The sequence below is a fragment of the Pseudomonas rustica genome (genome assembly GCF_018336155.1).
In the GTDB taxonomy this organism is placed as follows: domain Bacteria; phylum Pseudomonadota; class Gammaproteobacteria; order Pseudomonadales; family Pseudomonadaceae; genus Aquipseudomonas; species Aquipseudomonas rustica.
The window spans coordinates 66,894-93,887 of record NZ_JAGYHF010000011.1 but is presented as its reverse complement, the minus strand read 5'-3'; the positions used below and the strand labels follow the sequence as shown (position 1 = coordinate 93,887).

Genomic DNA, 26,994 nt, shown 5'->3' with positions numbered 1-26,994 from the left:
GTGCACAGAGATTTTGTGCATTGCACAGATCCAATGTGGGAGCGGGCTTGCTCGCGAAGGCGTCCTTTCAGACAGCAAAAATCTCAAACCAAAAGCATCCGCCGCAACTCAGCACAATCTTTAGCATGCCAATCCGTCAACTCCGGCCACGGGTTCTCCGGCAAATTCACCAACACCGTCCGCGCCCCTGCCGCTCTTCCGCAATCCAGATCAAAGCGATAATCACCGACCATCACCATCTCGCTGGCCGGCACGTCCCACGCGTCTGCCAGTTTCAGCAAACCACCCGGGTGCGGCTTAGGCGGCGCTTCGTCGCGACCCAACACATCGTCCACCGCAAAGCAGTCAGCCAAACCAATCGCCTCCAGCGTCACATGCGCCAATTCCCGCGCGTTGCGGGTCAGAATGCCGAGGCGATAACCGCGCGCATGCAGATCACGCACCAGCTCAACCGCGCCGGTGGCCGGGGTCGAACCCAGCGCCAGATCGCGTTCATGCTCCAACAACCAAGCATGTTTCGCCGCCGCTTCATCCGCCGGCAACGCCGCAAGATGCGTGAGGATGTCGTCCTCCGGCGGAATCGCCAGCGCCACGCGAATCGCCGCAAAATCATGCACGGCGACGGTCAGCGTGCCGTCCATGTCGAACACCCAGTGCTTCACCTCTTTCAGGCTCATGCCCAATCCTTGCGATGGCGAATCAAGCCTTCCTGCGTCACCGAAGCGACCAATTGGCCGGCGCGGTTGTACACGCTGCCACGGGAGAAACCACGGGAATTGCCGGCCCACGGGCTGTCCATTGCGTAGAGCAGCCAGTCATCGGCACGCAGATCATTGTGGAACCACAGCGCGTGATCGAGGCTGGCGACCTGCATGTCTTTCTGCCAGACCGATTTGCCGTGGGGCAGCATCGAAGTGGTCAGCAGACCGAAGTCGGACGCGTAGGCCAGCAAGTATTTGTGCAGCGCCGGAATATCGGCCAACGCACCGTCAGCACGGAACCACACGTACTTCACCGGATCGGCCGGTTGCGGGTTGTACGGGTCTTTTTCGGTGACCGGGCGCACTTCGATCGGTTTCGGGCACAGCAGCTTTTCACGCATGTGCTCGGGGATCAGTTGCGCACGTTGCTGGAACAATTCCAGTTCCGACGGCAAATTTTCCGGGCCGACCACCACGGGCATCTGGCTCTGGTGTTGAAAACCTTCTTCGTCGTACTGAAACGACGCGCTGCAGGTGAAAATCGGATGGCCCTTCTGGATCGCGGTCACCCGGCGCGTACTGAAACTGCCGCCGTCACGCACGCGATCAACCGAATACACCACCGGCAACTTGGCGTCGCCCGGACGCAGGAAATAACCGTGCATCGAATGCACGTGGCGCGCTTCTTCAACCGTCTGACTGGCCGCCGACAACGACTGACCAAGCACCTGACCACCGAACAACTGACGGAAACCCAAGTCCTGGCTGCGGCCACGGAAGAGGTTTTCTTCGATCGGTTCCAGGGTCAGCAGGTCGACCAGATCTTCCAACACTTGGCTCATTCAGACTCTCCTCACACAAAGCAATGCCGTGCAGTCTTGGCTGCAACGGTCGATTCAGGTTCTGGCGCGAGCCACTATCGCGCCATTGTAAACGTCTGTGTCTGCTTATCCATGCAAGGTTTCCAGCCACTGCTCCCGCGTGATGCGGTACAGCACGTGGCGGCGCAGCGGGTGATCGACGGCGAGCTTGGGGTGATCGAAATCATCGTCAGGGGCGTGATGCATGCCAATCGCCTGCATGACTTTCTCCGACGGCAGATTGATTTGCGCGGTGAATGAGACGATTTCTTTCAGGGCCATCCGGTCAAAGCCGCAGCGCAGAGCCGTCCACGCCGCTTCACTGGCATAGCCCAGCCCCCAATGTTCCTTGGCCAGACGCCAGCCGATTTCCACCGCCGGAGTAAACGGCGCGTCGAAACCAACCACACCGAGCCCGGTGAAACCGATAAATTCGCCGCTGTCCTTGCGCTCCAGCGCCCACAGGCCGAAACCGTGCTCGGCAAAATGCCCGCGAATCCGCCCGATCAGCGAGGCGCTTTCGAGTCGGCTCAACGCTGCCGGAAAATAACGCATGACCTGAGGATCGGCACACATCGCCGCAAATGCCGGCAAATCTTCGTCCTGCCACTGGCGCATCAACAAGCGTGCGCTTTGCAGTTCCAGTATCGGCTCCATCGTGCCCCTCCGTTTCCATGCCGCAAGTCTACATCGCTGGTAGGATCCTTCACTCTTTCCAACATTTCCTACATGAATACGCCATGCCACTGCCGCTGATCTACCACGAAGACTACAGCCCCGAGTTTCCGGCGGATCACCGCTTTCCGATGGACAAGTTCCGTTTGCTGCGCGATCACCTGGTCGACAGCGGGCTGACCCGCGATGCCGACCTGCTGCGCCCCGAGATCTGCCCCAACGACATCCTCGCCCTCGCCCATGACCGTGCGTATATCGAACGCTACATGAGCGGCGAGTTGTCCCGCGAAGACCAACGGCGCCTCGGCCTGCCGTGGAACGACGCCTTGGCGCGACGCACAGTGCGCGCGGTTGGCGGTTCGATTCTGGCGGCGGAAAAAGCCTTGGAACATGGTCTGGCTTGTCATCTGGCTGGCGGCACGCATCACGCGCATTACGATTACCCGGCGGGTTTCTGCATCTTCAATGACCTGGCGATCATCAGCCATTACCTGCTGCAAAGTGGCCGGGTGAATCGCGTGCTGATCTTCGATTGCGACGTGCATCAGGGCGACGGCACGGCACGGATTCTTCACGACACGCCGGAGGCGATTACCGTTTCCCTGCACTGCGAGAAGAATTTTCCTGCACGCAAAGCGGAAAGTGACTGGGACATACCGCTGCCGAAAGGCATGGGCGATGCCGATTATTTGAAGGTGGTCGATGACACGCTCAACTATTTGCTGCCGCTGTATCAACCGGATCTGGTGCTGTACGACGCCGGTGTCGATGTGCACAAGGACGACGCCCTCGGCTATCTACAACTGACGGATGAAGGCGTCGCCGCCCGTGATGAAAGTGTGATGCGCCATTGCCTGGGTCGCGACATTCCGGTGATGGGCGTGATTGGCGGCGGCTACAGCAAGGATCGCCACGCCCTCGCCCGCCGCCACGGCATCCTCCATCACAGCGCGCAGCGGGTCTGGCAGTCACACGGTTGTCATTGAGCTGTGCTGCGTTACCCACAATCGCTGTGGAACTGCCTGTGGATAAGCTGAGTGAAAGGGCCTACAGCCCATACCGTCCGGGGCCTACAGAACACTGGCTAATTTTTAACCATCACAACCTTGTAGGAGCAAAGCTTGCTCGCGAAAGCGGTCTTACATTCAATATTGTCGGTGGCTGACACACCGCTTTCGCGAGCAAGCTCAGCTCCTACAAGGGATCTGCGCTGTTAGAATGCGCGGCTTATCCCGCCATACCGCAGCGCACGCCATGACCCAGAATTCCGCCTCCTCCCCCGCTCACGTCGCCATCATCGGCGGTGGCCCTGCCGGCCTGATGGCCGCCGAAGTGCTGAGCCAGGCCGGAATCCGCGTCGATCTCTACGACGGCATGCCCTCGGTGGGCCGCAAATTCCTGCTCGCCGGCGTCGGCGGCATGAACATCACCCACTCCGAAGCCTACCCGGCATTTCTCTCGCGCTATGCCGAACGCGCACCGCAAATCGCCCCGCTGCTGCGCAACTTCGACGCCGACGCGTTGTGCACATGGATTCACGATTTGGGCATCGAAACCTTTATCGGCAGCTCCGGCCGCGTGTTCCCCACCGACATGAAAGCCGCCCCGCTGCTACGCGCCTGGCTCAAGCGTCTGCGCGACAGCGGCGTAGTTATCCACACCCGCCATCGCTGGCTCGGCTGGGATGAACACGGTGCGCTGCGCATCGACAGCCCAGAAGGCGAAATCACCGTCAAACCCGATGCCACCCTGCTCGCCCTTGGCGGCGGCAGCTGGTCGCGTCTCGGTTCTGACGGTGCGTGGATGCTGGCGCTGGAGCAATGCGGTGTAGGACTGGCGCCGTTGCAGCCGAGTAATTGTGGCTTTGAGGTGCAGGCCTGGAGCGAATTGATGGTCAGCAAATTCGCCGGCGCGCCGTTGAAAAATATCGCCATTGGTTTGAACGACGACATTCCGCGCTTGGGCGAATGCGTGATCACTGCGACCGGGATTGAGGGCAGTTTGATTTACGCGCTGTCGGCGCCGATTCGTGAGGCGATCAATCAATACGGCGCGGCGGTTATCCACATCGATCTGCTGCCCGGCCGGCCTGTGGATAAATTACAAGCGGCGTTGAGCAAGCCACGCGGTTCGCGCTCGATGGCCAAGCATCTGCACAGTCAGGTCGGGATTGATGGGGTGAAAGCGGCGTTGCTGCGGGAGCTGACAGATGCGGCGACGTTCGCTGATCCGGCGCTGTTGGCGCGGGCGATCAAGGCGTTGCCGCTGACGCTGGTGAAAACGCGGCCATTGGACGAAGCGATCAGCAGTGCGGGCGGCGTGACGTTTGAGGCGATGGATGAGCGTTTGATGCTCAAGGCGTTGCCGGGGGTGTTCTGCGCGGGGGAGATGCTGGATTGGGAGGCGCCGACGGGGGGCTATTTGCTGACAGGGTGTTTTGCCAGCGGGCGAGCGGCGGGGTTGGGAATTGTGCAGTGGCTCAACATCTGAACCCTCACCCCAGCCCTCTCCCAGAGGGAGAGGGGGCCGACCGAGGTGTCTGCCGCTATACATCGACCTGAAAAAACGAGTCGATTATGGATTCGGTAAAGCTCTCTCAGGTCGGCGTAACTTCAAAGCATCCCCCAATCAGTCCCCTCTCCCTCCGGGAGAGGGCTAGGGTGAGGGGCTTTTGACCTTAAGGCTTACGCTTACGCGGCCCAGTGTTAAACACCGGCACCTTGCGCACAGGCTTGACCGAAGGCTCCGGCGCCTGCGTCTCGCCGCTGTCCACCCACTTGCCCAGATTACGTTTGCCACCACCACCGGAAGCTTTCGGCTTCTTCGGTTTTTTCGGCTTCTTGATCACCTGACCGCTGGCATCGGTGTCCGGCACGCGGTGTTCAGGCTCAAAATCCGGCTCGTTCTGACGCTTCAAGGTCTGGCGCGTGAGCATTTCAATCGCCGACAACATGTTCACTTCATCCGCGCACACCAGCGAGATCGCCTCACCGGTCGCACCTGCACGGCCAGTCCGGCCAATACGGTGAATATAATCCTCAGCCACGATCGGCAGATCGAAGTTGATCACCAACGGCAAATCTTCAATATCCAGACCCCGCGCAGCAACGTCGGTCGCGACCAGAATCTGCACTTCACTGAGTTTGAAACGATCCAGTGCACGCTGACGGGTCGCCTGCGGCTTATCGCCGTGGATACCGTCGGCATTCACACCCAAGCCCTGGAGTTTTTCCACTAGCGCATCGACGCCGTTGCGGGTTTTGGCGAACACCAGCACCTGCTTCCACTTGTTCTTGCGCATCAGGTGCACGAACAGTTCGGCCTTGCGCTTCTTGTCCACCGTGACGATCCACTGCTTAACCGTATTGGCGGCGACATTGCGCGGGCTGACTTCAACGGTCAGCGGATCATCGAGCATCTGCCCGGCGAGCAGGCGGATGTCGTCGGAGAAGGTTGCGGAAAACAGCAGCGTCTGACGCTTCTTCGGCAGCGCGCGGTAGATGTTCGACAGTTCTTCGGAGAAGCCCAGATCGAGCATGCGATCGGCTTCGTCGAGCACCAAAGTTTGCAGTTGATTGAATTTCAGCGCCTTCTGGCGGAACAGGTCGAGCAGACGGCCCGGCGTCGCCACCAGCAGGTCAACACCGCCGCGCAGCTTCATCATTTGCGGGTTGATGCTGACGCCGCCGTACACCGCGTAGGTGCGCAGCGGCAGGTTTTCGGCGTACTGGCGCACGGCTTCGTGAACCTGCTCGGCCAGTTCGCGGGTCGGCACCAGAATCAGTGCGCGCACCGAATTGGCGGCGACTTTCGGCCCTTCCATGGCCAGCAACTGCAGCAGTGGCAAGGCGAAACCGGCGGTTTTGCCCGTGCCGGTCTGGGCCGCTGCCATCAGGTCACGACCGGCCAGCACGGCCGGAATGGCTTGCGCCTGAACCGGCGTCGGGGTCTGGTAGCCGAGCTTCTCGAGGGAGCGCAGCAAGGGTTCGATCAGGCCAAGGGTGGCGAAAGTCATGGAAGTACCGTAGGAAAAAATAACGCAGGCATGCAATGCCGCGCAGTTTACCCTAATTCGTACGCGTTTCTGTGGGAACGGCTGTCGGCGCCACGACTGGCGGCTGCACCGGACGACGCCACTGCGGCAGACCAATCAGCACCACGGCGCTGATGATCACCAGCATCGCCAGCGCTTCTTCGATGCCGATGGTCTCGCCGACAAACACGATCCCGAGCAACACCGCCACCGCCGGGTTGACGTAGGCATAACTGGTCGCCGCCGCCGGACGCACGTGCTTGAGCAGGTACATATAAGAATTGAAGGCGATGATCGAGCCGAAGAAAATCAAGTACGCCAGCGCCAGCCAGCCTTCCATCGGCGGCACGGCTTGCAGGCGTTCACCGGTCATCGCGCTACCGATCAGCAGCACCACGCCGCCGACCAACATCTCCACCGCACTGGCCATCGCACCCTGCGGCAACGGCAAATGTCTGCTCCACACCGAACCGAACGCCCAGGTCGCCGCCGCAAAAATCAGCAACGCCGCGCCCAGCGGACTCGATTGCAGGTTGGAGCCCATGTTGAGCATGGCAATGCCGATAATCCCCAACGCGACCCCGGCCCACTCCAGACGCGTATTGCGTGCGCCCCAGAAATAACCAAACAGCAAAGTGAACAACGGCACCGTCGCCACCGCCAATGCCGCCACGCCCGAAGCCACACCGGTGTGTTCGGCCACACTCACCGCGCCGTTACCGAAACTGAGCAACAAAATCCCGATGATCCCCGCCGCTTTCCACTGCGCCCAGGTCGGCGCCGGCGCCCCACGCCAACGCAGGAATGCGTACATCAATGTGCCGGCAATCACGAAGCGCACACCACCGAGCATCAACGGCGGCCAGTATTCAACGCCGATGCGGATCACCAGATAGGTCGATCCCCAGATCACGTACAGCGCAAAAAAAGCGGCGATCAGCGGTAGGGGAAAACGGCGCAGGGCAGGCATGAGCAGCTCGACAGTCAGAGTCTTGGGATTGGATATTCTAGAAAGGCTGGCGGGCAAAAATAAGTTACAAAACCCGTTAATCGCGCCGGTACACTTTTGAGAAATCAGCACTGAACCAATGTGGGAATCAGCCCTGCCGGCGATGGCGGTGAGTCAGTTGATCGTTCCCACGCTCCGCGTGGTAACGCAGCCCGGGACGCTCCGCGTCCCATCCAAAGCCGAACGCGGAGCGTCCGTTGAGGCATTCCCACGCAGAGCGTGGGAACAATCAGGTGGTCGGGATTAGCGATAACGCTGCAGGTGTTCGCTGACTTTCGCGGCAGGGACTTTCTGCAGTTTGCACAGCAGGTCGTGCGATAGCTCGCGCACGCCGTGCTTGCCGCGCAATTCTTCAGCCAGATGCGCCATCAGGTTGGCCGCCATCTCGGCATCGGCCATGGCCCGGTGAGCCTGGCCGGTGTGCGGTAGGCGCGCGAAGGTGGTGAGGGTGCCGAGCTTGTGATTCGGCGCTGCCGGCATCAAGCGTCGGGCCAGCAATAACGAGCAGGCAAAATTCTGCAACCGCGTGCGCTTGATTCGCCCCAGTTCGAAGTCCCAGAACTTCTGGTCAAACGAGGCGTTGTGCGCCACCAGCGGCGTACAGCCGACAAACTCGTTGACCTCGTTCATCACCTGTTCGGCCGGCGGCGCGGTGCGCAGCATGGCGTTGCTGATGCCGGTCAGTTGTTCGATAAACGCCGGGACGCGTACGCCGGCGTTCATCAGGCTCTGGTAACGCTCGACGATGCGGCCGTTTTCCAGCATGACCACGGCGATTTCCGTGGCGCGACAGCTGCTGTTCGGCGAGAGGCCAGTGGTTTCAAAGTCGATGACTGCAATGCGTTCCAAACCGGGTTCAACTCCGTTCAAATCAATTCTTGAGCAACAGTGCGCCTTCGATCGGCACGTAACGGCTGGCGGCGCGGATCAGCGAATTGGCGGTCAGGCCGGGCACACCATAGGCGACCGCTTGCACCCCGTGTTTGCTGATGATGCGTTCGAGCAGCATATCGAAATCACCGTCACCCGAGGCCAGGACGATTTCGTCGACGTGGTCGGCGGCGTCCATGATGTCGAGGGTGATGCCGACGTCCCAGTCGCCTTTGGCCGAGCCGTCGCTGCGCTGGATGTAAGGCTTGAGCTTCACGGTGAAGCCGAGGTTGCGCAGGATCTGCTGGAACTGCTGCTGTTTGCTGTCGCCCCGGTCGATCGCGTAGGCGTAGGCCTCGACGATCTGCCCGTCCTTGCTGATATCGGCCCACAGCGCGGCATAGTTGAAATGGCAACCATAGGCCTGACGCACGGTGTAGTAGAGGTTCTGCACGTCGGCGAACACTGCGATTTTTTTCACCGGAGTTCCTGTGAGCGCGCGAGCGCACGAAGCGGGATCAGGCGCGGGGCCCGAAAAAGGCGCTCAGTATGCCAGTAAAAAACACTGTGGCGAGGGAGCTTGCTCCCGCTGGGGCGCGTAGCGGCCCTTTCTTTTAAAAGAAGGCCTGCTGCGCAGTCCAGCGGGAGCAAGCTCCCTCGCCACAGGGGTTGTGTTGCTTGATGATTGACCGTTGGTCAGACGAAGGAGTCATCGTCATCGAAGAACGATGAGCTGTCGTCGCTGCTGTAATCGGTGTCGGTGAATCCGCCCTGATCGTTGCCGGCCATGCGCTGATCATCGCCCCAGCCACTGTTGCTCTGGTCGGCCACCTGCGCCGGCTCTTCCTTGATCACTTCAACGATTTCTTCCGGCTGCTGGTTGTGATGGAACAAGCTGCTGATGCCTTGCGCCAGCATCACGCCACCCGCCACACCGGCGGCGGTTTTCATGGCGCCGCCGAGGAAGCTGCTGCCGGCTGCCGGAGCCGCTTGTTGCGCGTAGTTTGGTGGTGGTGCACCGACATTCTGTTGTGGCGCGGGCGCCGCATAATTTTGCTGCGGTGCCGGTTCGCGCCAGCCGCCAGTCGACGATGGGGCTGCACTCTGGGTCGGCGCCGGACGCGGGCTGCCACCGAAAATACTCGACAGAAAACCACCGCCACCGCTCGAAGCAGGCGCAGCACTCTGCGCCTTGGCCGATTGCAATTCAGCCTGCAAACGCTGGACTTGCTGGGTCAGTTGCTTGTTCTGCTCATCGAGGCTCTTCAGCGCAGCCTCTTGCACCAGAATCGCCTGGGTCATGAAATAACCTGCCGCCGGTTGGCGTGTCAGGTGTTCCTTGATCCGCGTCTCGGCCTGGGCGTCGCGCGGGGCTGCCTCCGTTTCGGCCTGTTGCAGCCGGGAAAACAGTCCATCGATCAGGGTTTGCTCTTCGCTGTTCATGGCGACCTCGTAGATTGCCGGGGATAACGTTGCCCTCGTCCACGGTGGACAAGGTGCTCTCCTGTAATGGAGACAGTGACAGGATGTTTCAACGACCTTTACCGAATGTTTACGTTTGTGTCGCCCCGCGCCGCATCGGTTAAAGTGAGCCACTGTTTTCGACCTGCGATACCGACTGATGAATGCCTTCGAAGTGCTGCGCGACTCCCTGTATTTCTTCAAACGCCATTTGGCCAGCATCGTGCAGCTGTGCCTGCCGTTGGTGATCTTCGAAGCGCTGCTGCAACAAGTGGTCGATCACAACACCGACCCGGACAGTTTTTCCTCGGTCAGCGTGGTCGTCGGCCTGCTGGTTTATCCGTTGTACACCGCTGCCCTGATTTTGTTTCTTGATGCGCGCACCCGTGGCGAGTCGCCGCGCACCCTGGATCTGCTGGCGATGTCGGCGCGTCTGTGGCCGCGCTTCGCCCTGCTCACCGCACTCAACACCTTGCTGATCCTGCTCGGCCTGTCGCTGTATTTCCTGCCGGGCCTGATGTTGATGGTGATGCTCGCGTTCGGCGAGTACCTGCTGGTGCTGCGCGGCCTCGGCCCGTTGCAGGCGATGAAAGAAAGCCTGCGCCTGACCCGTGGGCATTTCTGGCGGATTCTGTTGTGCATTCTCTGCGTGATGACGCCGTTGTGGCTGCTCAAAGGCGCGACGCTGGCGGTGTATCCGGAACCGCAGAACCCGGCGATCGCCGTGTTGATCGACAGCGCTCACAGCTTCCTGCAACTGTTCACCAGTGTGGTCTTGTTCCGGCTTTTCATGCTGATCAGCGAATCGCCTGACAAAAGTGACAGAGCGGTCTGACACGGCAGCCCTTGGGCTTCGCGCCTGCCGTCAGGTATGCTCGGGGCCACTTTCTGTAACGCTATAAGCCGAGCCATGACCCGCCTACTGCGCTACACCGTTGCGCTTGCCCTGCTCGCCCTCGTCCTGATCGGCGGGCTGATCTACAGCCTGACCTGGCGCCCCGACGCCCGCGAAACCTTGCCGGTCAGTTGCACCGGAACGCCGCCGACGCTGGTGCCGGGCCAAGCCTTGAAGGTCATGACCTGGAACGTGCAATACCTGGCCGGCAAGCGTTACGTGTTCTGGAATGATCTGGCGCAAGGCAATGATGAAGCGCCGACCACGGAAGACATGGCCTTCAGCCTCGACGAAGTGGCGCGGGTGATTCGCGACGAGCAACCCGATGTCGTGCTGTTGCAGGAACTCGATGATGGCGCCAAGGCCAGCGACTATCAGAACCAGTTCAAGCTGTTGCAGGAGCGCGTCGCCGACCTGTACCCGTGCAGCGCCCACGCCTTTGACTGGAAGGCCGATTTCGTCCCCGATCCGCACATCTTTGGCAGCGTTGGCCGGCAACTGGCGACGCTGAGCCGCTACCGCATCGAACACGCCGAACGCCTGCAACTGCCGGTGGCCCCGGCCAATTTCATCAGCCGTCAGTTTCAACCAAAAGATGCCTTGCTTGCGACCAAACTGCCGCTCAGCGATGGCGGGCAACTGACGGTGTTCAACACCCATCTGGAACGCGCCAGCCAACCGGACGACACCTTGCAGGCGCAGGTGACAGCGATGACCAAGGTGCTCGACAAGTACGAAAGTCAGGGTTTGCCGTGGGTCATCGGCGGCGACTTCAATCTGTTGCCGCTCGGACAATACCGGCGCCTGCCCGCCGAGCAACGCACGCCCTACTCCGCCGACAGCGAACTGCACCTGCTGTGGGACAAGTACCCGATGATCCCGAATAACAATGAAGCCAGCGGCATCGACCGCGCGCAGTGGCTGACCCACTACCCCAACGACCCCGATCTGAGAGGCCCGGATCGCACGGTCGATTACCTGTTCTACAGCCCGAAAATCAAACGGGTGGAAGCGACGGTGCGGCAGGACGATACGTTGCGCATCTCCGACCACCTGCCAGTAATCGCCCGCTTCCTGCTCCCCGCCACTCCATAAATCATTGGCACACTACAGATCCCTGTGGGAGCGGGCTTGCTCGCGAAGACGGTGGATCAGTCACACAAAAGTTGAATGACACACCGCATTCGCGAGCAAGCCCGCTCCCACAGGGGGACGTGTTGAATTGGCGATCAATGCACCTCTTCGAGGTCGTCATGCAGCAACCCGAAGATCTGCCGTTTCATGTCGATAAACGAGCGCTCCATCACCATGTCCAGTGAACGCGGGCGTTCGATCGGCACGTCGAGAATCTGCTTGATCCGCCCCGGCTTCGCGCCCATCACATAGACTCGATCCCCCAGCAAAATCGCTTCGTCGATGTCATGGGTGACGAACAGCACAGTCTTCTTAGTATTGCCCCAGACCCGCAGCAACAACTGCTGCATCTGCAAACGCGTCTGGCTGTCCAGCGCACCAAACGGTTCGTCCATCAACAGAATCTGCGGATCATTGGCCAGTGCACGGGCAATCGCCACGCGCTGCATCATCCCGCCTGACAGCTGTTTAGCGTAGTTGTCGGCGAACCCGGCGAGACCGACTTCGTTGACGTAGTAATCAACAATCTCCTTGCGCCGCGCCGCCGGCATGCCGCGACGTTTCAACCCGAACTCGACGTTCTGCCGCACCGTCAGCCACGGGAACAGCGTGTAACTCTGAAAGACCATCCCACGATCGGCGCCCGGCCCCTGCACTTGCTGGCCGCCAACATAGATTTCGCCGGAGGTCGGTTCGGCCAGGCCTGCGGTCAAATACAGCAGGCTCGATTTACCGCAACCCGATGGCCCGACCAGCACCGCAAACTGCTGATCCGGCACTTCGAACGAGACCTTTTCCAGCGCGGTAAATGTGCCGCCGTCGGGCTTCTTGTAACGCAGGCTGACCTTGTCCACCTGCAAACGCGGCGCGGCTTGCGCAGGGGTGGCAACGGGTTCGATAAAACGATGATTGGCAGCAGTCACTGAGCCCATGCGGCAACCCTCAGTCGGAGAAAACGGAACAGTTGATCGGTGACCAGACCGAGCAGGCCGATGATCGCGATGGCGAGGAAAATCACGTCCACCTGAAAGCCGCGCATGGCTTTCAGGCTCAGGTAACCCAAACCGCTGGACGCAGCGACCAGTTCCGCCACCACCAGATACGTCCAGGCCCAGCCCATGGTTACGCGCAAAGTGTCGAGCACGCCCGGCACCGAGGCCGGCGCGATCACATGCAACACCGCATCGCGGCGGCTGGAGCCCAAGGTGTAGGACGCGTTGATCAGATCCTTGGAAATGCCCTTCGACACATCAGCGATCATCACCAGTTGCTGAAAGAACACGCCGAAAATAATCACCGAAACGCGCTGCTCCAGACCGATGCCGATCCACAAAATAAACAGCGGCACGAACGAGGTCACCGGCAGGTAACGAATGAAGTTCACCAGCGGCTCAAGGAATGCCTGAACGATGCGGAAGCTGCCCATCAGCAACCCCAACGGCACCGCCACCAACGACGACACGATGAAGCCGACCATCACCACTTCGACACTGGCCCACACATGTGTGCCGAGCGTGCCATCGCGGCTCAGGCGCACGGCGGCTTCAACCACCGCGCCCGGTGTCGGCAAAAACATTCCCGGCACGATGCCGCCATAAGAAAGTCCGGCCCACAGACCGACCAACAACACCCAGGCCAGAGCGCTGGCGCTCCACACCACTTGCACCGGCAATGCGGTTTTCGGCGTGAGGCTGCGGCTCAGCCACGAATTGCGCTTGAACATTGCGGGCCTCCTAAAGCGGGGTGACGAAACGGTTGTCGACCAGATCGTCGTTGCTGACGTTGTAAGGCTTGCCCTGCAGTTCGCTGGCGGTTTCGTTGGCCAGTTTGATCAGCGGCGCGCTGTCGCCCGGTTTGCCCGGTGAGCCGAGCAGTTTCTCGCTCATCGCCTGATCGTAGAAACGCACGCCTTGTGCAGCGGCGGCCAGTTCCTTCGGATCGGAGAGATAGCCGCCGACGCCTTTGGCCATGATTTTGTAAGCGTCTTCCGGATGATCCTTGGTGTACTGCACGGCTTTGTACAAACCGGCGACCAGCGCTTTGACGTCTTCCGGTTGCTTCTCGATCACGCTGCAATTGAGCGCTACCACATCGACGATCACGCCAGGGGTGCTGCTGCTGTCGATCAGCACTTTGCCTTGCTGTTTGTCGCGCACCATCGACAGGTGCGGTTCCCAGGTCACGGCGGCGGGCACGCGACCGGCGATGAACGCGGTGGCGGCATCGTCAGCGGTCATGTTCTGCACGGTGATGTCGCTCATGCTCATGCCGTTCTTTTTCAGCAGGTACGAGAGCCAGAATTGCGAGGTCGAACCTTCGTTGACCGCCACGGATTTGCCCTTGAGTTCTTGCAGGCTCTTGACGTCTTTGCCGACCAGCACGCCGTCGCCGCCATGGCTGTCATCCAGCGCCGCGACCGCTTTGAAGCAGAACTGCGGACGGTACTTGAGCACTTCATCGATGGTCGACGCCGAACCGGACAATTGCCCGGACGCTTGCGCGGCCATGTACATCGACGCCTCTTCGACCACCGGCAATTCGACGGTCAACCCGTTTTCCTTGAAGTAGCCCAGATCCTGAGCCAGATAAAGCGTGCCGTAACCGACCCACGTGGTGTGGCCGATGGACAGGGTGCCGGCCTGGGCGCTGGTCGCGACCGTGGCGGCAAGGGCGGTGATTGCCAGAGGGTGAGTGAGACGGAGACACAAGGACTTGATCATGGAGCACTCCCGACGCTGTTGATTTAGTTTTGTCATGGGCAGTACGGTCGCCGGCCGTTGTGCAGTTGCTGCCGTTGGTCTCTCGCGGACGCTTGGGCGGACAACATTCGGCTGGCGGGCAAGATCGATGGTGGCCCATGTGCGCGGTGAGGAAAATCAGGAAATTGTTGGCTGCAAATGATGAAAAAACTGGGTAGTGCGCACTGCCAAGGGGCGGTGTTGGCGGGGATGCTCGACTAGGGTGCAGATCGGGGATTTTCGGTGGCTGACCCACCGCATTCGCGAGCAGGCTCGCTCCGACAATGATCTCGAGCGAACCCTGGATTTGTAGACGCCACTGAACCTGTAGGAGTGAGCCTGCTCGCGATGGCGGGGTTTCAGACACAGATGTATTAACTGAAAGACAGCTATCGCGAGCAGGCTCACTCCTACAGGGGATCTTCGGTGTGACCTAGATCCAGTGTGGGAGCGAGCCTGCTCGCGAAGGGGTCGACTCGGTATCAGCGCAACTGAAACCAGGTGGTTTTCAGCTGGGTGTATTTATCGAAGGAATGCAGCGACAAATCGCGACCAAACCCCGACTGCTTACCGCCGCCAAACGGCACCGTCACATCCAGCGCATCAACGGTATTCACCGACACCGTACCTGCGCGCAACCGCCGCGCCACGCGATGCGCCCGGTTCAGGTCATCCGTCCACAACGAAGCCGCCAGACCGTAAACACTGTCATTGGCCAAGCGCAGCGCCTCTTCCTCAGTGTCAAACGGCACCACCGCCAACACCGGGCCAAACACCTCTTCACGAAACAGCGGCATATCCGCCGTCACACCGGTAAAAATCGTCGGATCAATAAAATTGTCCGACCCGTTAAACCGCCGCTGCTGCCCGCCACAAATCCGCGTCGCCCCAGACTCCTCGGCACTGCGAATAAAACCCATGATGCTCGCCGTTTGCTTGCTATCGACAATCGCCCCCGCGCTGCTCTGCGGATCCAGCGGATCGCCCGGCAACCAGCGTTCAGCCTGCGCTTTCAGCCGTTCAACAAACTCATCATGAATCGAACGCTCCACCAGCAACCGCGAGTTGGCCGAGCAGACTTCGCCCTGATTGAAGAAGATCCCGAACGCGGCTTTTTCCGCCGCCAGATCGAGATCCTGGCAATCGGCGAACACCAGATTGGCACTCTTGCCGCCGCACTCCAGCCACACCTGCTTGAGGTTCGACTGCGCGGAATATTCCATGAAATATTTGCCGACCTGGGTCGAGCCGGTGAACACCAGACAATCGACATCCGCGTGCAAACCCAACGCCTTGCCCGTCTGCTCGCCAAGACCCGGCAACACGTTGAGCACACCCGCCGGCAACCCTGCTTCCAGCGCCAACTCGGCAAGGCGCAACGCCGAAAACGGCGACTGCTCCGCCGGTTTTAAAATCACCGAATTACCCGCTGCCAACGCCGGGGCGAGTTTCCACGCGGCCATGTCCAACGGGAAATTCCACGGCACTACCGCCGCCACCACACCGAGCGCTTCGCGAGTAATCGTCGCCAATACATTCGGCGCACTGGGCGCGACTTGGTCGTAGAGCTTGTCGATGGCTTCGGCGTACCAACGGAACACCCCGGCGGCGCCCGGCACGTCGATGTTGTAGGCGTCCATCACCGGTTTGCCCATGTTCAGCGAGTCGAGCAAGGCCAGTTCTTCGCGATGGCTCATCAGCAAATCCGCCAAGCGCAGCAACACTTGCTTGCGCTCGGCGGGCGGGCGTTGCGACCAGGTGCCCGCCTCAAACACTTGCCGCGCATTGCGCACGGCTGCGTCGACATCTTCCTCGCCACACGCAGCGACATTCGCCAGGCACTGCCCGGTCGCCGGATTGATTGCGGCGAAGGTCTGCCCCGACTGCGCGGCGCAATGTTGGCCGTCGATCACGGCGTGATCGGGAAATTTCAACGCAACGGCACGGCGCTGCCACTCTGCAAGCTCGAACACGACGGATGCTCCTGAGACGTTATTGTGAATCGATGGTCGCTCAGGCCCGCGCGGGCTAAAAATAGTAAAAATATCTTCGCAGGCAATAAAAACACTGGGCAATGACTTCCCCCAATCGCTGCGCAGGTGGCTATGGTTGAAGGATAAAAACATCGTCGCGCCATGGACGTGGCGGCGCACAAATTGCTTTGAAGTCGAGTCCGCTCGTCCTGAGGTTTGCCGTGGCCGCCTACAATTTGCGTCAGTTGAAATACTTCATCACCACCGTCGAATGCGGCAGCGTTGCCGAAGCCTCGCGCAAGCTGTACATCGCGCAACCGGCGATTTCCACCGCGATCAAAGGTCTGGAAGACAGCTTCGGCGTGCAACTGCTGATCCGTCATCACGCCCAAGGCGTGTCACTGACGCCCAGCGGCGCGCGGTTTTTCCGCAAGGCACAAGAACTGCTGCGCATGGCCAAGGAGTTCGAACAGAACGCACTGGCCGACAACGACATTGTCGCGGGACAAATCGATATCGGCTGCTTCGAAACCGTCGCGCCGCTGTACCTGCCGCAATTGATCGCCGGGTTTTCCGCACTGTATCCGGGAGTGAAAATCCGCATTCGCGATGGTGAGCAGCAAGAGCTGGTGCAAGGTCTGACCGCCGGTGCGTTTGATCTGGCCATCCTCTACGAACACGACCTCGATGCGACTATTCAGACCGAGCCGTTGATGCCGGCGCAACGCCCTTACGCGCTGCTGCCCGCCGACCACCGCTTCGCCGAATACAAGCAGGTTTCGCTGAGGGATTTATGCCTGGAACCGATGATTTTGCTGGACGTACAACCGAGTCGAACCTACTTCGTCAGCCTGTTTGAAGAGTTGGGTCTGACGCCGCGCATCGAATTCAGCTCGCCGTCGATCGAGATGGTGCGCGGGATGGTCGGTCAGGGGTTTGGTTTTTCGATTCTGGTGACCAAACCTCACTCCGAATGCACCTACGATGGCAAGAAAGTGGTGTGCGTGGAGATTGCCGAGGACGTCACCGGGTCGGGTCTGGTGGCCGCGTGGCTCAAGCGTGGGCAACTGACTAAACCGGCGCAGTTGTTTGCCGATTATTGCCGCGAACACCTGACGGCCAAAGCCGCCGGCTGAAGCCCCAAGCCCGCGCAGACTTCAAGTGCGGCGCTTGACTACGCGACGGTGGCAATCCGCCGGGCTCAGCACCTTGCCCGCCCTGGAACGCACAGCAATGGTCTCGACCGGCTCCGCGTGATCATTGTCCAGAAGCACTGAATAGCTCTCGCCCTTGCTGAACAGGTAACGCTCCCCCCACTGACGCATGCTGATCACGATGGGAAACACCGCACGCCCCATCTCGGTCAGCACGTATTCCTTGTAGGCCGTGCCGTCGGAAGCGGGCTGGATGTCGAACACACCCAGCTCGACCAGCCTCTTGAGTTTCACCGTGAGGATGTTCTTCGCCAGGCCCAGACGTTTCTGGAATTCACTGAAGCGACGCACATCATCAAACGCGTCACGGATGATCATCAACACCCAGCGATCGCCGATAGCCTCAAGCGTGCGGGCCACAGGACATTCGCTTTGTGCCAGTAACTGCTGTCTGGCCATGTTTCTCCAATTTGAGGGAAGTGCGTTGCAAAAGAGTTCTAACGTCAGACAAAAATATTTTGAAAAACTAGTTGTAGATTAAAACCAGTTTTGCTAAAAATCAACGCATCGGTTTCGTTTAGAAACCAGTTATTCCCAAGGATGGAATGATGTCGCTGAACCCTCAAAAGCCTTCGAAGATGGACGTCGAAGCCGAAAACACGGGCGCCGGAGCCGCCGCTTGCGCGCCTTTACAGAGTCCAGACCGTGCCGGTTTAAGTCGTTACCAGACATTTCTCTTCGCCATTACCTGCGCCATGGCCGTGGCCAACGTCTACTTCGCTCAACCGTTACTGGAGTCGATGGCTGCCAGCCTTTCGGTCGCTCCGAGCACGATTGGTATCGTGGTCACAGCGACACAGGCTGGTTACGCAGTGGGTCTGTTGTTCATCGTACCGCTGGGCGACTTGCTCAACCGAAAAGGCCTGATCCTCACGCAGATGTTGCTGAGTGCCGTGGCGCTGTGTGCGGTCGGGCTGGCTCAGGACTGGGGCATGCTGCTCGGCGCGATGGTGCTGGTCGGTTTGATGGCGGTTGTGGTGCAAGTGGTGGTCGCCTACACCGCGACCCTCGCCAGCCCGGATCAACGTGGTCAGGCCATCGGCACCGTGACCAGCGGTGTGGTGCTGGGCATTCTGCTCGCGCGCTTCGTTTCTGGCGCAGTAGCTGACCTCGCCGGCTGGCGCGGCGTCTACTTCGTGTCGGCGGCCTTGATGGTCGGCATGGCGCTGGTGCTGTATCGAACGATGCCGGCCTCGACCACGCCGCCCACCAAAGGCAGCTACTGGCGCCTGCTCGGCTCGGTGTTCCAGTTATATCTCAGCGAACCCACGCTGCGCGTCCGCGGCACGTTTGCTCTGCTGATCTTCGCCGCCTTCAGCGTGTTGTGGACCGCCATGGTCTTGCCACTGAGCGCGCCGCCATTGTCACTTTCACACACGCAGATCGGTCTGTTCGGTCTGGCCGGCGTGGCGGGTGCGCTGGCGGCGGCACGCGCCGGACGTCTGGCCGACCAGGGTCTGGGCAATCGCACCACCGGCATTGCCCTGGCACTGTTGACGCTGTCCTGGTTGCCCACTGCATTTGTTGAAAGCTCGTTGCTCGCCATGGTGGTCGGGGTGGTGCTGCTGGACTTCGCCGTGCAAGCGGTACACGTGACCAACCAGAGCCTGATTTTTGCCGCACGGCCCGACGCGCAAAGCCGTCTGGTGGGCGCCTATATGTGTTTCTACTCGGTGGGCAGTGGTGCCGGTGCAATTGCAGCCACTTACACCTATGCGCATTGGGGCTGGGTGGCTGTTTGTATATTAGGTGCAACTTTCAGCGGCATTGCTTTGCTCTACTGGATGTACCTCGAGCTGACCTCTCGATAACTTTTTCCATCGCGACAAGTAACGTTCATAGCCGACACAGTCCGGCGTGAAACTGTGTGCCTGCCACACGAACTTTACTATTGATAGGGGCATGTATGGCGCTGCACACATTAACCATTAATGCGCACCAACTTGAATTTCAGTTACCGACTAACGCGCCCTTTACCGATATCGAATACGAAGCCGGCGGGAAGAATCTGATCCCGCTGGGCTGTCGGGTCGGGGCGTGCGGGGCCTGTCTGATCAAGGTGACGTCAGGTATCGAGGCGTTGAATCCTCGGGATGAAGATGAAGAAGCATTTATCGAAGTACTGGGTTACAGCGGTGAAGAATACCGCCTGGCATGCCAGTGCCTGCTGAGAGGTGAAGTGGCCATTGACATCATTGGCTGATGTAACGCTGTTGAAATCGTTGTGCAAGTAACACTGAAAGTTTGGTCATTGTTTAAACCGTTATCCATAAACTAAAAAGGACTTGATGATGCTTAACCGTGTAAAGAATGTTGGCTATGGTGATACCACCCCTTTCCTCAACGCTGCTGGCTCGGTCAATCTGCGCGCCGAGATCGACAAGATCATCGACGTGCAAGTAGAGCAGTGGTACGCCACCGTCCCCCAAGCCGCGCATCTGGAAGGCAAGGACGTTAACAGCGAGTACTACAAGCGTCACTTGATCGAAACCGCATGGCGCATCCGTCTGCTGCGCGTTGCCGAAGCCAAGGCACTGGTCGAAGTGGCCAAGGTCAGCCCTGCCGCCGCGCAGATCTGGGCGCACTACGAACAGGAAGAGATGCTCCATGACGAACTGTTCATCGATGACCTGAAGCGTGTCGGTGTCAGCCGCGAAGAGTTCCTCGCCACCGAACCGTACCTGTCGACGAAGCTGCTGGCCGGTTTCTTCTCCTACCTGCTCGACCATGAAGGCCCGCTCGGCGTAATCGCCTATTCCTACCTGGTTGAATACGTCAACGTGAAGCTTGAGCCGCGCAAGCTCGAAGCACTCAAGGCATCGGTGGGCGAGACCAAGATTGTTGGCCAGGTGTCCCATTCGCATACCGACATCAACGATGACCACCCGGGTGAAGTCTGGGCAGCCCTGCGCTTCCTGATCAAAGGCGAGCAGGACATTGCCGCGCTGAAACGCTACCTCGAGGAGCACCAGAAGATCCTCGCGATGTACTTCAGCGAGCTGTACATCAACACCCTGGCCAAGCCGCAAGACAAGGCCGCTTAAGCCATGGAGCAGGCAATGAATTCGAACCAACCCGGTGTTTTGATCCTGAGCCACTGCGGCTTTTCTTTTCTCGAAGATCTGAAGGAGGAGCTGCAGCGCCGCCAGCTCCGGTGTTTCGTGCTGTCTTCATTGCCGCTTCCGGAACATGTACCGGCCCGCCTGGAACAGATTCACGCCTGGGCGGACCGGCTATACACCACTGACAACCATCAGTTGAAGCCGGGGGATGTGCAAAACGCACTGGAGGCCCTGCGCAAGTCGGGCGAACAGGTGACTTGCTGCATCAGCGTATGGGAAGGCTATCGCCACTTGATGGCCACAGCCAATGCGTCGCTCGGTACTTATGACATTGATCCGGGGCAGGCGCTGGCTCTGCGCAACAAGCTCAACGTGCGTAACCGACTGGCTGAAGCGGGTCTGTCGCAAGCCAACGCATTTGCGCTGACGGCTGCGGTGCTGGAAACCTTGCAGGCACAGGATCAGCGGTATTTCATCAAACCAATTTACGGTATTGCTTCCTACGCAGCATTTGCGCTGCGCCAGGACACCACTTGGGATGCACTGGAGGCGCTGCGTCTGGCCTCTGCCGAGGACACGGTGTACGCCTCGGCATTCAACGATGGACTGACATTCATGGCGGAGAACTACATTCCCGGCCACGAGTTCAGCTTCGAGACTCTGTTAGTGGATGGTCAGGTGCACGTCGTGGCCATCCATGAAAAACACGAAGTAACCGAGACCGCCGAAACGGTACTTGAAGACAGCTGCACCACACCCCCTGCCAGCCTTGACCAGGCACAGATCGCTGCCGGCCTGGATTGGCTGAAACAGGTACTCGATTGCATGCAACTGAAATGGGGCTGCTATCACATCGAAGCCCGTTTCACTGGCAAGCACTGGGATCTGATCGAAATCAATCCACGCGTGGGTGGCAGCCTGATCTCGCACAGTGTCGCGGCGGTGACGAACGGCCACAGCATGCTTTCGCTGTGGCTGGATCTGCTGCTGGCCAGTCAGGACGAGAGTCAGCCACGCGAGGCACTGCTCCAGCATCTGGCGGCGTTTGAATGGCAGGCCGATGGCAGCTGCGAGCAAACCCTGGCGACCTTCTTTCGGGTGTACTTCGCCCAACCGGGAACCCTGACTTCGGTGACGCTCAACGAGTTACCGCTGGATCCGGTGGTGCAGCACATCCTGCTGAAAGCCGGCGATGTTATTCCGGCCCATGCGCGTGAAGTGTTTCTGGGGCAATTGTTGTGGACGTTCAAGCGCGCCGATCGCGTTGCCGAACTGCAACGCCTGGCGCACATCTCCGCCACCGCGCTGGATATCCGTTACAAGGCCGACAGCGCCTTGGAACATCGCTGAGCAATCGCCTGGAACATCACCGCTGTCGATGCCACACCCCATGGATGAGGAAGAACAACATGTCGCTGCGAGCGCCTGTATTGCTGATTGTGGACTACAACCTGAGCCGGATCGCCGACGTCCGCCACCTGCGTGACCATGCGCGCCAACAATGGGGCGCGCAGACCTGGCTCGTCAGGGCCAATCCACAGGCTCATGATCAAGGCATCAGCGACCGGGTGATCGATGCCGATCCACTGGCCGCCGATTTCATCAACCTCGCCTTGAATCAATTGGGCGATGACGCTGCGCGGATCAGCGCCGGCATCGTCTTTTCCGACAACGCGGTGGCCAGTGGTGCCGGGCTGCTGGAGCGTCTCGGTCTGGCGGTGGACTGTGCGCGCCTGGCACTCGGCGCGTTCGACAAACTGGCATACCGCATCGCCGAAAATCGCCTGCGCCCGGCGCTGAACCAGTTGGGTGTGAACCTGCCGGATTTCGCGCAGATCGGCTGCATCGACGATGTGCGCCATTTTGCCGGCCGCCAGGAGCGTGGCTTCGTCATCAAGCCTGCGTGCGAAGGCAACAATCGCGGGGTCGTGATGGTCGCGCCGGGCGGTGATTGCGAGCAGGCGTTTGCCGAAGTCGCCCCCTATCTGCACGGCGGTGTGTTGGCCGAAGCGTTCATCTCGTTCACCCGTGAATACTCATACGATGGCCTCGGCAAGCTATGGTTCATCACCGAGAAAGTCAGCGCCACCGGCCGCTATCCGGTCGAAGTCGCACAGATTCTGCCAGCGCGTCTGAGCGAGCAGGAACGGCTGGCGATTCACGTCGCGGGCGAGCAGGTCAACCGTTTGGTCGGCCAGCGTATCGGCCCGTTTCATAACGAGATCAAGCTCAGCGACGATGGCAAGAACACTGCGGTGATTGAACCGAACCGGCGCCCAGGGGGAATGAAAATCTGGACTCTGGCCCAAGCCGTGTACGGGCTTGACCTGTATGCGGCCTGGGTCGATTCGGTGTTTGCCGGGCAAGTTGCAGACGAGCTGCCTGCCGCTACCTGCAGTGCCGCCACGGTGATGTTCGGGGTGCCGCGCGACGTCACGCTCGAAGTCGCTGAACTCGGTGACCTGGCAGGCCTGATCGCTGAAACGCTGGAGCTGGCGGCAGAGACCCTGAACCTGGCGCGCGCCGACATTGCTCTGCTCGAGAGCGCGTGGGTGGCCGGCGAGTCGCGGCTGATCCATGCGACACCGCGTGACAACAGCGACTTCGTCGCTCATGCCTGTGTCGCGCTGCACAACCCGTCTGTGGACATCCGTGATCTGGTGCGAGTCCTGCGCGAGCAGTGGCTGCAGGTGCTTGATCGCGCTCTGAGCGTCGAGCTGCTGTTCAAAGTGGCGTCCTGACTTCCGTCTATAACGTTTCGAGAGTACGCGCATGAAAATTCTGATTCTGCATCGAGTGCCCTATCCGCGCATCGAGTACCACCGTGGCATCGATCATGACCTGCACGAGGTCACCTATCTGGGCAAACAGTCGGCGATCGATACGCTGCCACCGCAACTGCGCTGCACCCGGATCGTCCGGCCGGGGCTGGCCAGCGCCTACGATGAAGCCATGGCATTGCTTGCGAATGATCCGCAACGTTTTGAGCGGATCATTTCGATGTCCGAATACGAACTGCTCGACGCTGCACGCCTGCGCGAAGCATTGAATGTCGAAGGCGCATCGCTGGCGGCGGTCAATCTGGCACGCAACAAGCTCGACATGAAGGCCGCCGTGCAGGCGCGCAAATTGCGCGTGCCACGCTTCATGTCGCTGGAACGCTATCTGGCATTGCAGGGCCACGTGCCATGGCGCGGGGCGACCGTGCTCAAGCCGCACAGTGGCGCGTCGAGTCTTGATGTCAGCATCCACCAGCAGCCGGCCTGTGCCTTCGATGAAATCCGCCACAAGGTCAGCCAGCTGTCGTTGCGCATCGAAGAGTTTCAGGTCGAGGAATTCATCAACGGCCCGATCCGGCATTTTGACGGTCTGGTGCAGGACGGACAAATCCTCACCCTGCTCTCCAGTGAATACGTCGGCACCTGTCTGGACTACATGGAGCGTGGTCAGCCGTTGGGCTCTTGGCATCTTGAAACCACGGCGACCATGAAGGCGTGGGTCAGTGCTGCGCTGGCAGCGGTGCAGATTCGCAACGGTGCATTCCATCTTGAAGCCATCATGGAAGGTGATGAGCCGGTGTTTCTCGAGGTCGGCAACCGGGTCGGCGGCGCTGATGTCGTCGCGACCTACGAGTTGGCCACCGGCATTCATTTGCCGTCGCTGGAGCTGCGTATCCATGTTGAAGGCGCACTCGATCTCGAACACCTGAACCTTCAGGCACCCGACCTGGGTTTTGGCTGGTTTGTGTTCCCCGGACACACGCTGTCCGAGCGCAACTACCAAGGCCTCAACGGCGCAGAAGAACTGCGCGCCAGTCCCGTCGTGGTGCAGTGGAACGAACTGCAGCCGGGCGCGCTGCTGCCGGAACACGTGACCTATTCGGCGTTCGAGGCACCGCTGGCCGGGATCGTCAAGACCGCCGACCCGCAACAGACCCGCGCCTGGATGCAAACGCTGTTTGCCCGAGTGAGCCTTGCCGAACACCTGACATCCGTCGCGTGACACCGCCCACCCTTATCAAGGCGATTCTTTTATGAAACCACTGCACGTCGTATTGGCTGTACTGATCACGGCAATCTGGGGGGTTAATTTCTCGGTGATCAAACTGGGACTGGCCACCGTAGACCCGTTCATCCTCGCGGGGATTCGCTTCAGCCTTTGTGCGTTACCAGCGATCTTTTTCATCCGCAAACCGAATGTGCCGTGGCGCTACATCATCGGTTACGGACTGGTGTTCGGCATCGGCCTGTGGGGCATCGTCAACCTCGGCATCAAGGCTGGGCTGTCGGCGGGGATTGCATCGCTGGTTCTGCAATTCAGCGCCTTCTTCACCATTCTCCTCGGTGGTTGGGTGTTCAAGGAAGCGCTGACGCGTTTTCAGGTGCTGGGCATGCTGATCGCGCTCGGCGGTTTGCTGTGCATCATCCTGATCAGCGACGGTTCGGTGAGTTTGCCCGGTGTGCTGCTGGTGCTGCTGGGTGCCGTGTCGTGGAGCATCGCCAATATCATCAACAAGAAGGCCAGCACCAAGGAGGTTTTTGCTTTCCTCGTCTGGTCCAGCGCCTTCGCGCCGATCCCGTTGTTTGCCCTCGACTACGCGGTTAACGGCAGCGCCGGCTACACCACGTTCGTCAGTCAGGTTGATACGACCGCTGTGCTGTCGATCCTGTTTCAGGTTTACCCCAACACGCTATTCGCCTACTGGATCTGGAACTCGTTGCTCAAGACTTATCCGGTATCGACCGTCGCGCCGCTGTCGTTGCTGGTACCCATCTTCGGCATGCTCGGTTCGGTGCTGATCTTTCACGAAAGCGTGCCGGCGAGCAAAGTCCTCGCGGTGATTCTGATCGTGCTCGGCCTGGCGGTCGGTCTCTATGGCCAGCGTATTTTCAATGCTATGTTTGCGCGTCCTGCGCGCAGTTCAATATGAATCGACAGGGAGTCCGTATGGGTCTGGGAAGACGTGAATTCGTGGGGGCCGCCGTGGGCGCGACCCTGGCTGGAGGCAGCATGATTGCAAGTGTGGCAAATGCACAGGCGAGCAATTCGCCTGTTCACAAAGACGCGGTAACACCCCTGAACTCCAACGATTGGGCTTCAGTGCGGGCGCAGTTCAACCTGTCGCCGGAGTTCGTGCACCTCTCCAACTTTTTCCTCGCCTCCAACCCGAAACCGGTGCGCGATGCGATGGCCCGCCACCGCCAGGCCTTCGATGAAAACCCGTACACCTACCTCGAAGACAACATGTTTGCCAAACCGGAGGACATGGTCTGGCGCAAGGTCTGTGCGGCAGCAGCCGAGTACACCGGCGGACGCCCTGAAGACATCGCCCTGACGACCAGCACCACTCAGGGTCTGGCGATGGTCTACAACGGTTTGAAACTCGCTGCGCACCAGGAAATTCTCACCACTCATCACGAGTGGTACACCCACGACGAGGCGATGCGCCTGGCGGTGGTCAAATGGGGCGGCAGTATTCGCCGGATCGATCTGTACGAAGGTCCCGAGGATGTCAGCACGGATGCCATCGTCACGCGCATTGAACAAGCCATCAAACCTGCCACCCGTATTCTTGCCATGACCTGGGTACATTCAGGCACTGGCGTGCGCTTGCCGGTGCGTGAGATTGGTGCTCTGGTGGCGAGCATCAATCGTGATCGCGCCGAGGCCGACCGGATCATCTACGTGATCGACGGCGTGCACGGCTTCGGCTGTTCCGAGGCGCAAGTGGCGAGTCTGGGCTGCGACTTTTTCAGCGCGGGCACTCACAAGTGGATTTTGGGCCCACACGGCACGGGGCTGGTCTGGGCCCGTGAAGGTCAGTGGGCACAAATCACACCGACCATTCCGACGATCATGGCCGCCGAACCGGCCAATGCCTGGCGCCAGCAACGGGATCCACAGGGCCAAACGCAAGCGGCCTGGGTCAGCCCCGGTGGCTTCCTCGCGTTCGAAAACCAGTGGGCGATGATCGCCGCCTTCGAGTTCATACAAAAGATCGGCCGCAAGCGCATTGCCGAGCGCGTGTCTGAACTCAATGGCCAGCTCAAGGAAGGCCTGGCCAAGCTGCCCGCTGTTTACTTGCATACGCCACAGGCCGAGCAGTTCTCTGCCGGATTCGTCTGCTGTGATGTGAAGAATCGCGACCCCAAAGAGATCGTCGCGCGGCTCAAAGAGCAGAAGATCATCGCCAGCGCCACGCCCTACCGCCATTCGACGGTGCGCTTCTCCGCCGGGATCATCAACACGCCCGAAGACATCGACAAGACCCTCAAAGTCATGCGCTCGCTGGTCTGACACCCAGACCGAATCAACGTCTGCTTCCTGCACTGGCTCACCGCCGGTGCAGTCGCGGGTGTCCGTTGTTTA

At 60.0% G+C, this 26,994-nt stretch carries 26 protein-coding genes; 13 read left to right on the top strand and 13 right to left on the bottom strand.

What is annotated here, in order from left to right:
• Positions 1–83: 83 nt before the first annotated feature.
• The 3 genes from KFS80_RS20920 to KFS80_RS20910 form a co-directional block, all read right to left on the bottom strand.
• Positions 84–677 carry an HAD family hydrolase gene (locus KFS80_RS20920; RefSeq protein WP_212545770.1) on the bottom strand — a complete coding sequence of 198 codons (594 nt, stop codon included), beginning with the start codon at positions 675–677 and terminating at the stop codon, positions 84–86.
• Positions 674–1,543, bottom strand: a complete 870-nt coding sequence (gene tesB / locus KFS80_RS20915; protein ID WP_053124082.1) for an acyl-CoA thioesterase II — start codon at positions 1,541–1,543, stop codon at positions 674–676. Before tesB ends, KFS80_RS20920 begins: the two co-directional genes overlap by 4 nt.
• Before the next feature lie 105 nt (positions 1,544–1,648).
• On the bottom strand, positions 1,649–2,218 hold the full coding sequence (locus KFS80_RS20910; RefSeq protein ID WP_053124084.1) for a GNAT family N-acetyltransferase: 570 nt from the start codon (positions 2,216–2,218) through the stop codon (positions 1,649–1,651).
• 83 nt (positions 2,219–2,301) lie between these two features.
• Here KFS80_RS20910 and KFS80_RS20905 point away from each other — a divergent pair, with 83 nt between their 5' ends.
• Both KFS80_RS20905 and KFS80_RS20900 read left to right on the top strand, forming a co-directional pair.
• Positions 2,302–3,222 (top strand): histone deacetylase family protein, encoded by a 921-nt coding sequence (locus KFS80_RS20905; RefSeq protein WP_159813639.1) that lies wholly within the window; start codon positions 2,302–2,304, stop codon positions 3,220–3,222.
• A gap of 268 nt (positions 3,223–3,490) precedes the next feature.
• Entirely contained in the window at positions 3,491–4,726 is a 1,236-nt protein-coding gene (locus KFS80_RS20900; protein ID WP_212545769.1) for a TIGR03862 family flavoprotein, read from the top strand.
• A gap of 187 nt (positions 4,727–4,913) precedes the next feature.
• Here the strand turns inward: KFS80_RS20900 and KFS80_RS20895 are convergent, their stop codons facing one another.
• From KFS80_RS20895 to KFS80_RS20875, 5 genes are all read right to left on the bottom strand, one after another.
• On the bottom strand, positions 4,914–6,251 hold the full coding sequence (locus KFS80_RS20895) for an RNA helicase RhlE1 (protein ID WP_007909704.1): 1,338 nt from the start codon (positions 6,249–6,251) through the stop codon (positions 4,914–4,916).
• A gap of 52 nt (positions 6,252–6,303) precedes the next feature.
• Entirely contained in the window at positions 6,304–7,239 is a 936-nt protein-coding gene (gene yedA / locus KFS80_RS20890; protein WP_212545768.1) for a drug/metabolite exporter YedA, read from the bottom strand.
• A gap of 282 nt (positions 7,240–7,521) precedes the next feature.
• On the bottom strand, positions 7,522–8,127 hold the full coding sequence (locus KFS80_RS20885; protein ID WP_053124223.1) for a 3'-5' exonuclease: 606 nt from the start codon (positions 8,125–8,127) through the stop codon (positions 7,522–7,524).
• A 22-nt stretch (positions 8,128–8,149) separates the two neighbouring features.
• On the bottom strand, positions 8,150–8,629 hold the full coding sequence (locus tag KFS80_RS20880; RefSeq protein ID WP_007949802.1) for a LabA-like NYN domain-containing protein: 480 nt from the start codon (positions 8,627–8,629) through the stop codon (positions 8,150–8,152).
• Positions 8,630–8,844: 215 nt separating this feature from the next.
• Complete coding sequence (locus KFS80_RS20875) at positions 8,845–9,591, bottom strand: DUF2076 domain-containing protein (RefSeq protein ID WP_212545767.1); 747 nt, start codon at positions 9,589–9,591, stop codon at positions 8,845–8,847.
• A 178-nt stretch (positions 9,592–9,769) separates the two neighbouring features.
• On the opposite strand from KFS80_RS20875, the gene KFS80_RS20870 reads away from it, so the two are divergent.
• Positions 9,770–10,444, top strand: coding sequence for a YciC family protein (locus KFS80_RS20870; protein ID WP_212545766.1), 675 nt, complete (start codon positions 9,770–9,772; stop codon positions 10,442–10,444).
• Positions 10,445–10,519: 75 nt separating this feature from the next.
• Positions 10,520–11,599, top strand: coding sequence for an endonuclease/exonuclease/phosphatase family protein (locus KFS80_RS20865; protein ID WP_212545765.1), 1,080 nt, complete (start codon positions 10,520–10,522; stop codon positions 11,597–11,599).
• 134 nt (positions 11,600–11,733) lie between these two features.
• Here KFS80_RS20865 and KFS80_RS20860 read toward each other — a convergent pair whose 3' ends face one another.
• The 4 genes from KFS80_RS20860 to KFS80_RS20845 form a co-directional block, all read right to left on the bottom strand.
• Complete coding sequence (locus tag KFS80_RS20860) at positions 11,734–12,570, bottom strand: ABC transporter ATP-binding protein (protein ID WP_212545764.1); 837 nt, start codon at positions 12,568–12,570, stop codon at positions 11,734–11,736.
• The gene (locus KFS80_RS20855; protein ID WP_008081110.1) at positions 12,558–13,361 is read right to left on the bottom strand and encodes an ABC transporter permease; all 804 of its coding nucleotides are present in this window, start codon (positions 13,359–13,361) and stop codon (positions 12,558–12,560) included. The genes KFS80_RS20860 and KFS80_RS20855 overlap by 13 nt, the downstream gene beginning before the upstream one ends.
• Before the next feature lie 10 nt (positions 13,362–13,371).
• Positions 13,372–14,358, bottom strand: a complete 987-nt coding sequence (locus KFS80_RS20850; RefSeq protein WP_159813657.1) for an ABC transporter substrate-binding protein — start codon at positions 14,356–14,358, stop codon at positions 13,372–13,374.
• A 500-nt stretch (positions 14,359–14,858) separates the two neighbouring features.
• Positions 14,859–16,349 (bottom strand): aldehyde dehydrogenase, encoded by a 1,491-nt coding sequence (locus KFS80_RS20845; protein WP_212545763.1) that lies wholly within the window; start codon positions 16,347–16,349, stop codon positions 14,859–14,861.
• Positions 16,350–16,570: 221 nt separating this feature from the next.
• Between KFS80_RS20845 and KFS80_RS20840 the strand changes: the two genes are divergently transcribed.
• A complete protein-coding gene (locus tag KFS80_RS20840) occupies positions 16,571–17,485 on the top strand; it encodes a LysR family transcriptional regulator (protein WP_212545762.1) in 915 nt (304 codons plus the stop codon).
• A 21-nt stretch (positions 17,486–17,506) separates the two neighbouring features.
• Here KFS80_RS20840 and KFS80_RS20835 read toward each other — a convergent pair whose 3' ends face one another.
• Positions 17,507–17,962, bottom strand: a complete 456-nt coding sequence (locus tag KFS80_RS20835; protein ID WP_053124106.1) for a winged helix-turn-helix transcriptional regulator — start codon at positions 17,960–17,962, stop codon at positions 17,507–17,509.
• A gap of 149 nt (positions 17,963–18,111) precedes the next feature.
• Between KFS80_RS20835 and KFS80_RS20830 the strand changes: the two genes are divergently transcribed.
• The 8 genes from KFS80_RS20830 to KFS80_RS20795 all read left to right on the top strand — a co-directional run bounded on the left by KFS80_RS20830 (position 18,112) and on the right by KFS80_RS20795 (position 26,922).
• Positions 18,112–19,374 (top strand): MFS transporter, encoded by a 1,263-nt coding sequence (locus KFS80_RS20830; RefSeq protein ID WP_212545761.1) that lies wholly within the window; start codon positions 18,112–18,114, stop codon positions 19,372–19,374.
• Positions 19,375–19,469: 95 nt separating this feature from the next.
• Complete coding sequence (locus tag KFS80_RS20825; RefSeq protein WP_053124109.1) at positions 19,470–19,766, top strand: 2Fe-2S iron-sulfur cluster-binding protein; 297 nt, start codon at positions 19,470–19,472, stop codon at positions 19,764–19,766.
• 88 nt (positions 19,767–19,854) lie between these two features.
• Positions 19,855–20,607 (top strand): hypothetical protein, encoded by a 753-nt coding sequence (locus KFS80_RS20820; protein ID WP_053124111.1) that lies wholly within the window; start codon positions 19,855–19,857, stop codon positions 20,605–20,607.
• 15 nt (positions 20,608–20,622) lie between these two features.
• Entirely contained in the window at positions 20,623–21,975 is a 1,353-nt protein-coding gene (locus tag KFS80_RS20815; RefSeq protein ID WP_212545760.1) for an ATP-grasp domain-containing protein, read from the top strand.
• Between the two features lie 59 nt (positions 21,976–22,034).
• Positions 22,035–23,366: an ATP-grasp domain-containing protein gene (locus KFS80_RS20810; protein ID WP_212545759.1), complete on the top strand. Its 1,332-nt coding sequence runs from the start codon at positions 22,035–22,037 to the stop codon at positions 23,364–23,366.
• Between the two features lie 31 nt (positions 23,367–23,397).
• Positions 23,398–24,627, top strand: a complete 1,230-nt coding sequence (locus KFS80_RS20805) for an ATP-grasp domain-containing protein (protein WP_212545758.1) — start codon at positions 23,398–23,400, stop codon at positions 24,625–24,627.
• Between the two features lie 31 nt (positions 24,628–24,658).
• Positions 24,659–25,555 (top strand): EamA family transporter, encoded by an 897-nt coding sequence (locus tag KFS80_RS20800; RefSeq protein ID WP_053124120.1) that lies wholly within the window; start codon positions 24,659–24,661, stop codon positions 25,553–25,555.
• An 80-nt stretch (positions 25,556–25,635) separates the two neighbouring features.
• A complete protein-coding gene (locus KFS80_RS20795) occupies positions 25,636–26,922 on the top strand; it encodes an aminotransferase class V-fold PLP-dependent enzyme (protein WP_212545757.1) in 1,287 nt (428 codons plus the stop codon).
• Positions 26,923–26,994 lie beyond the last annotated feature (72 nt).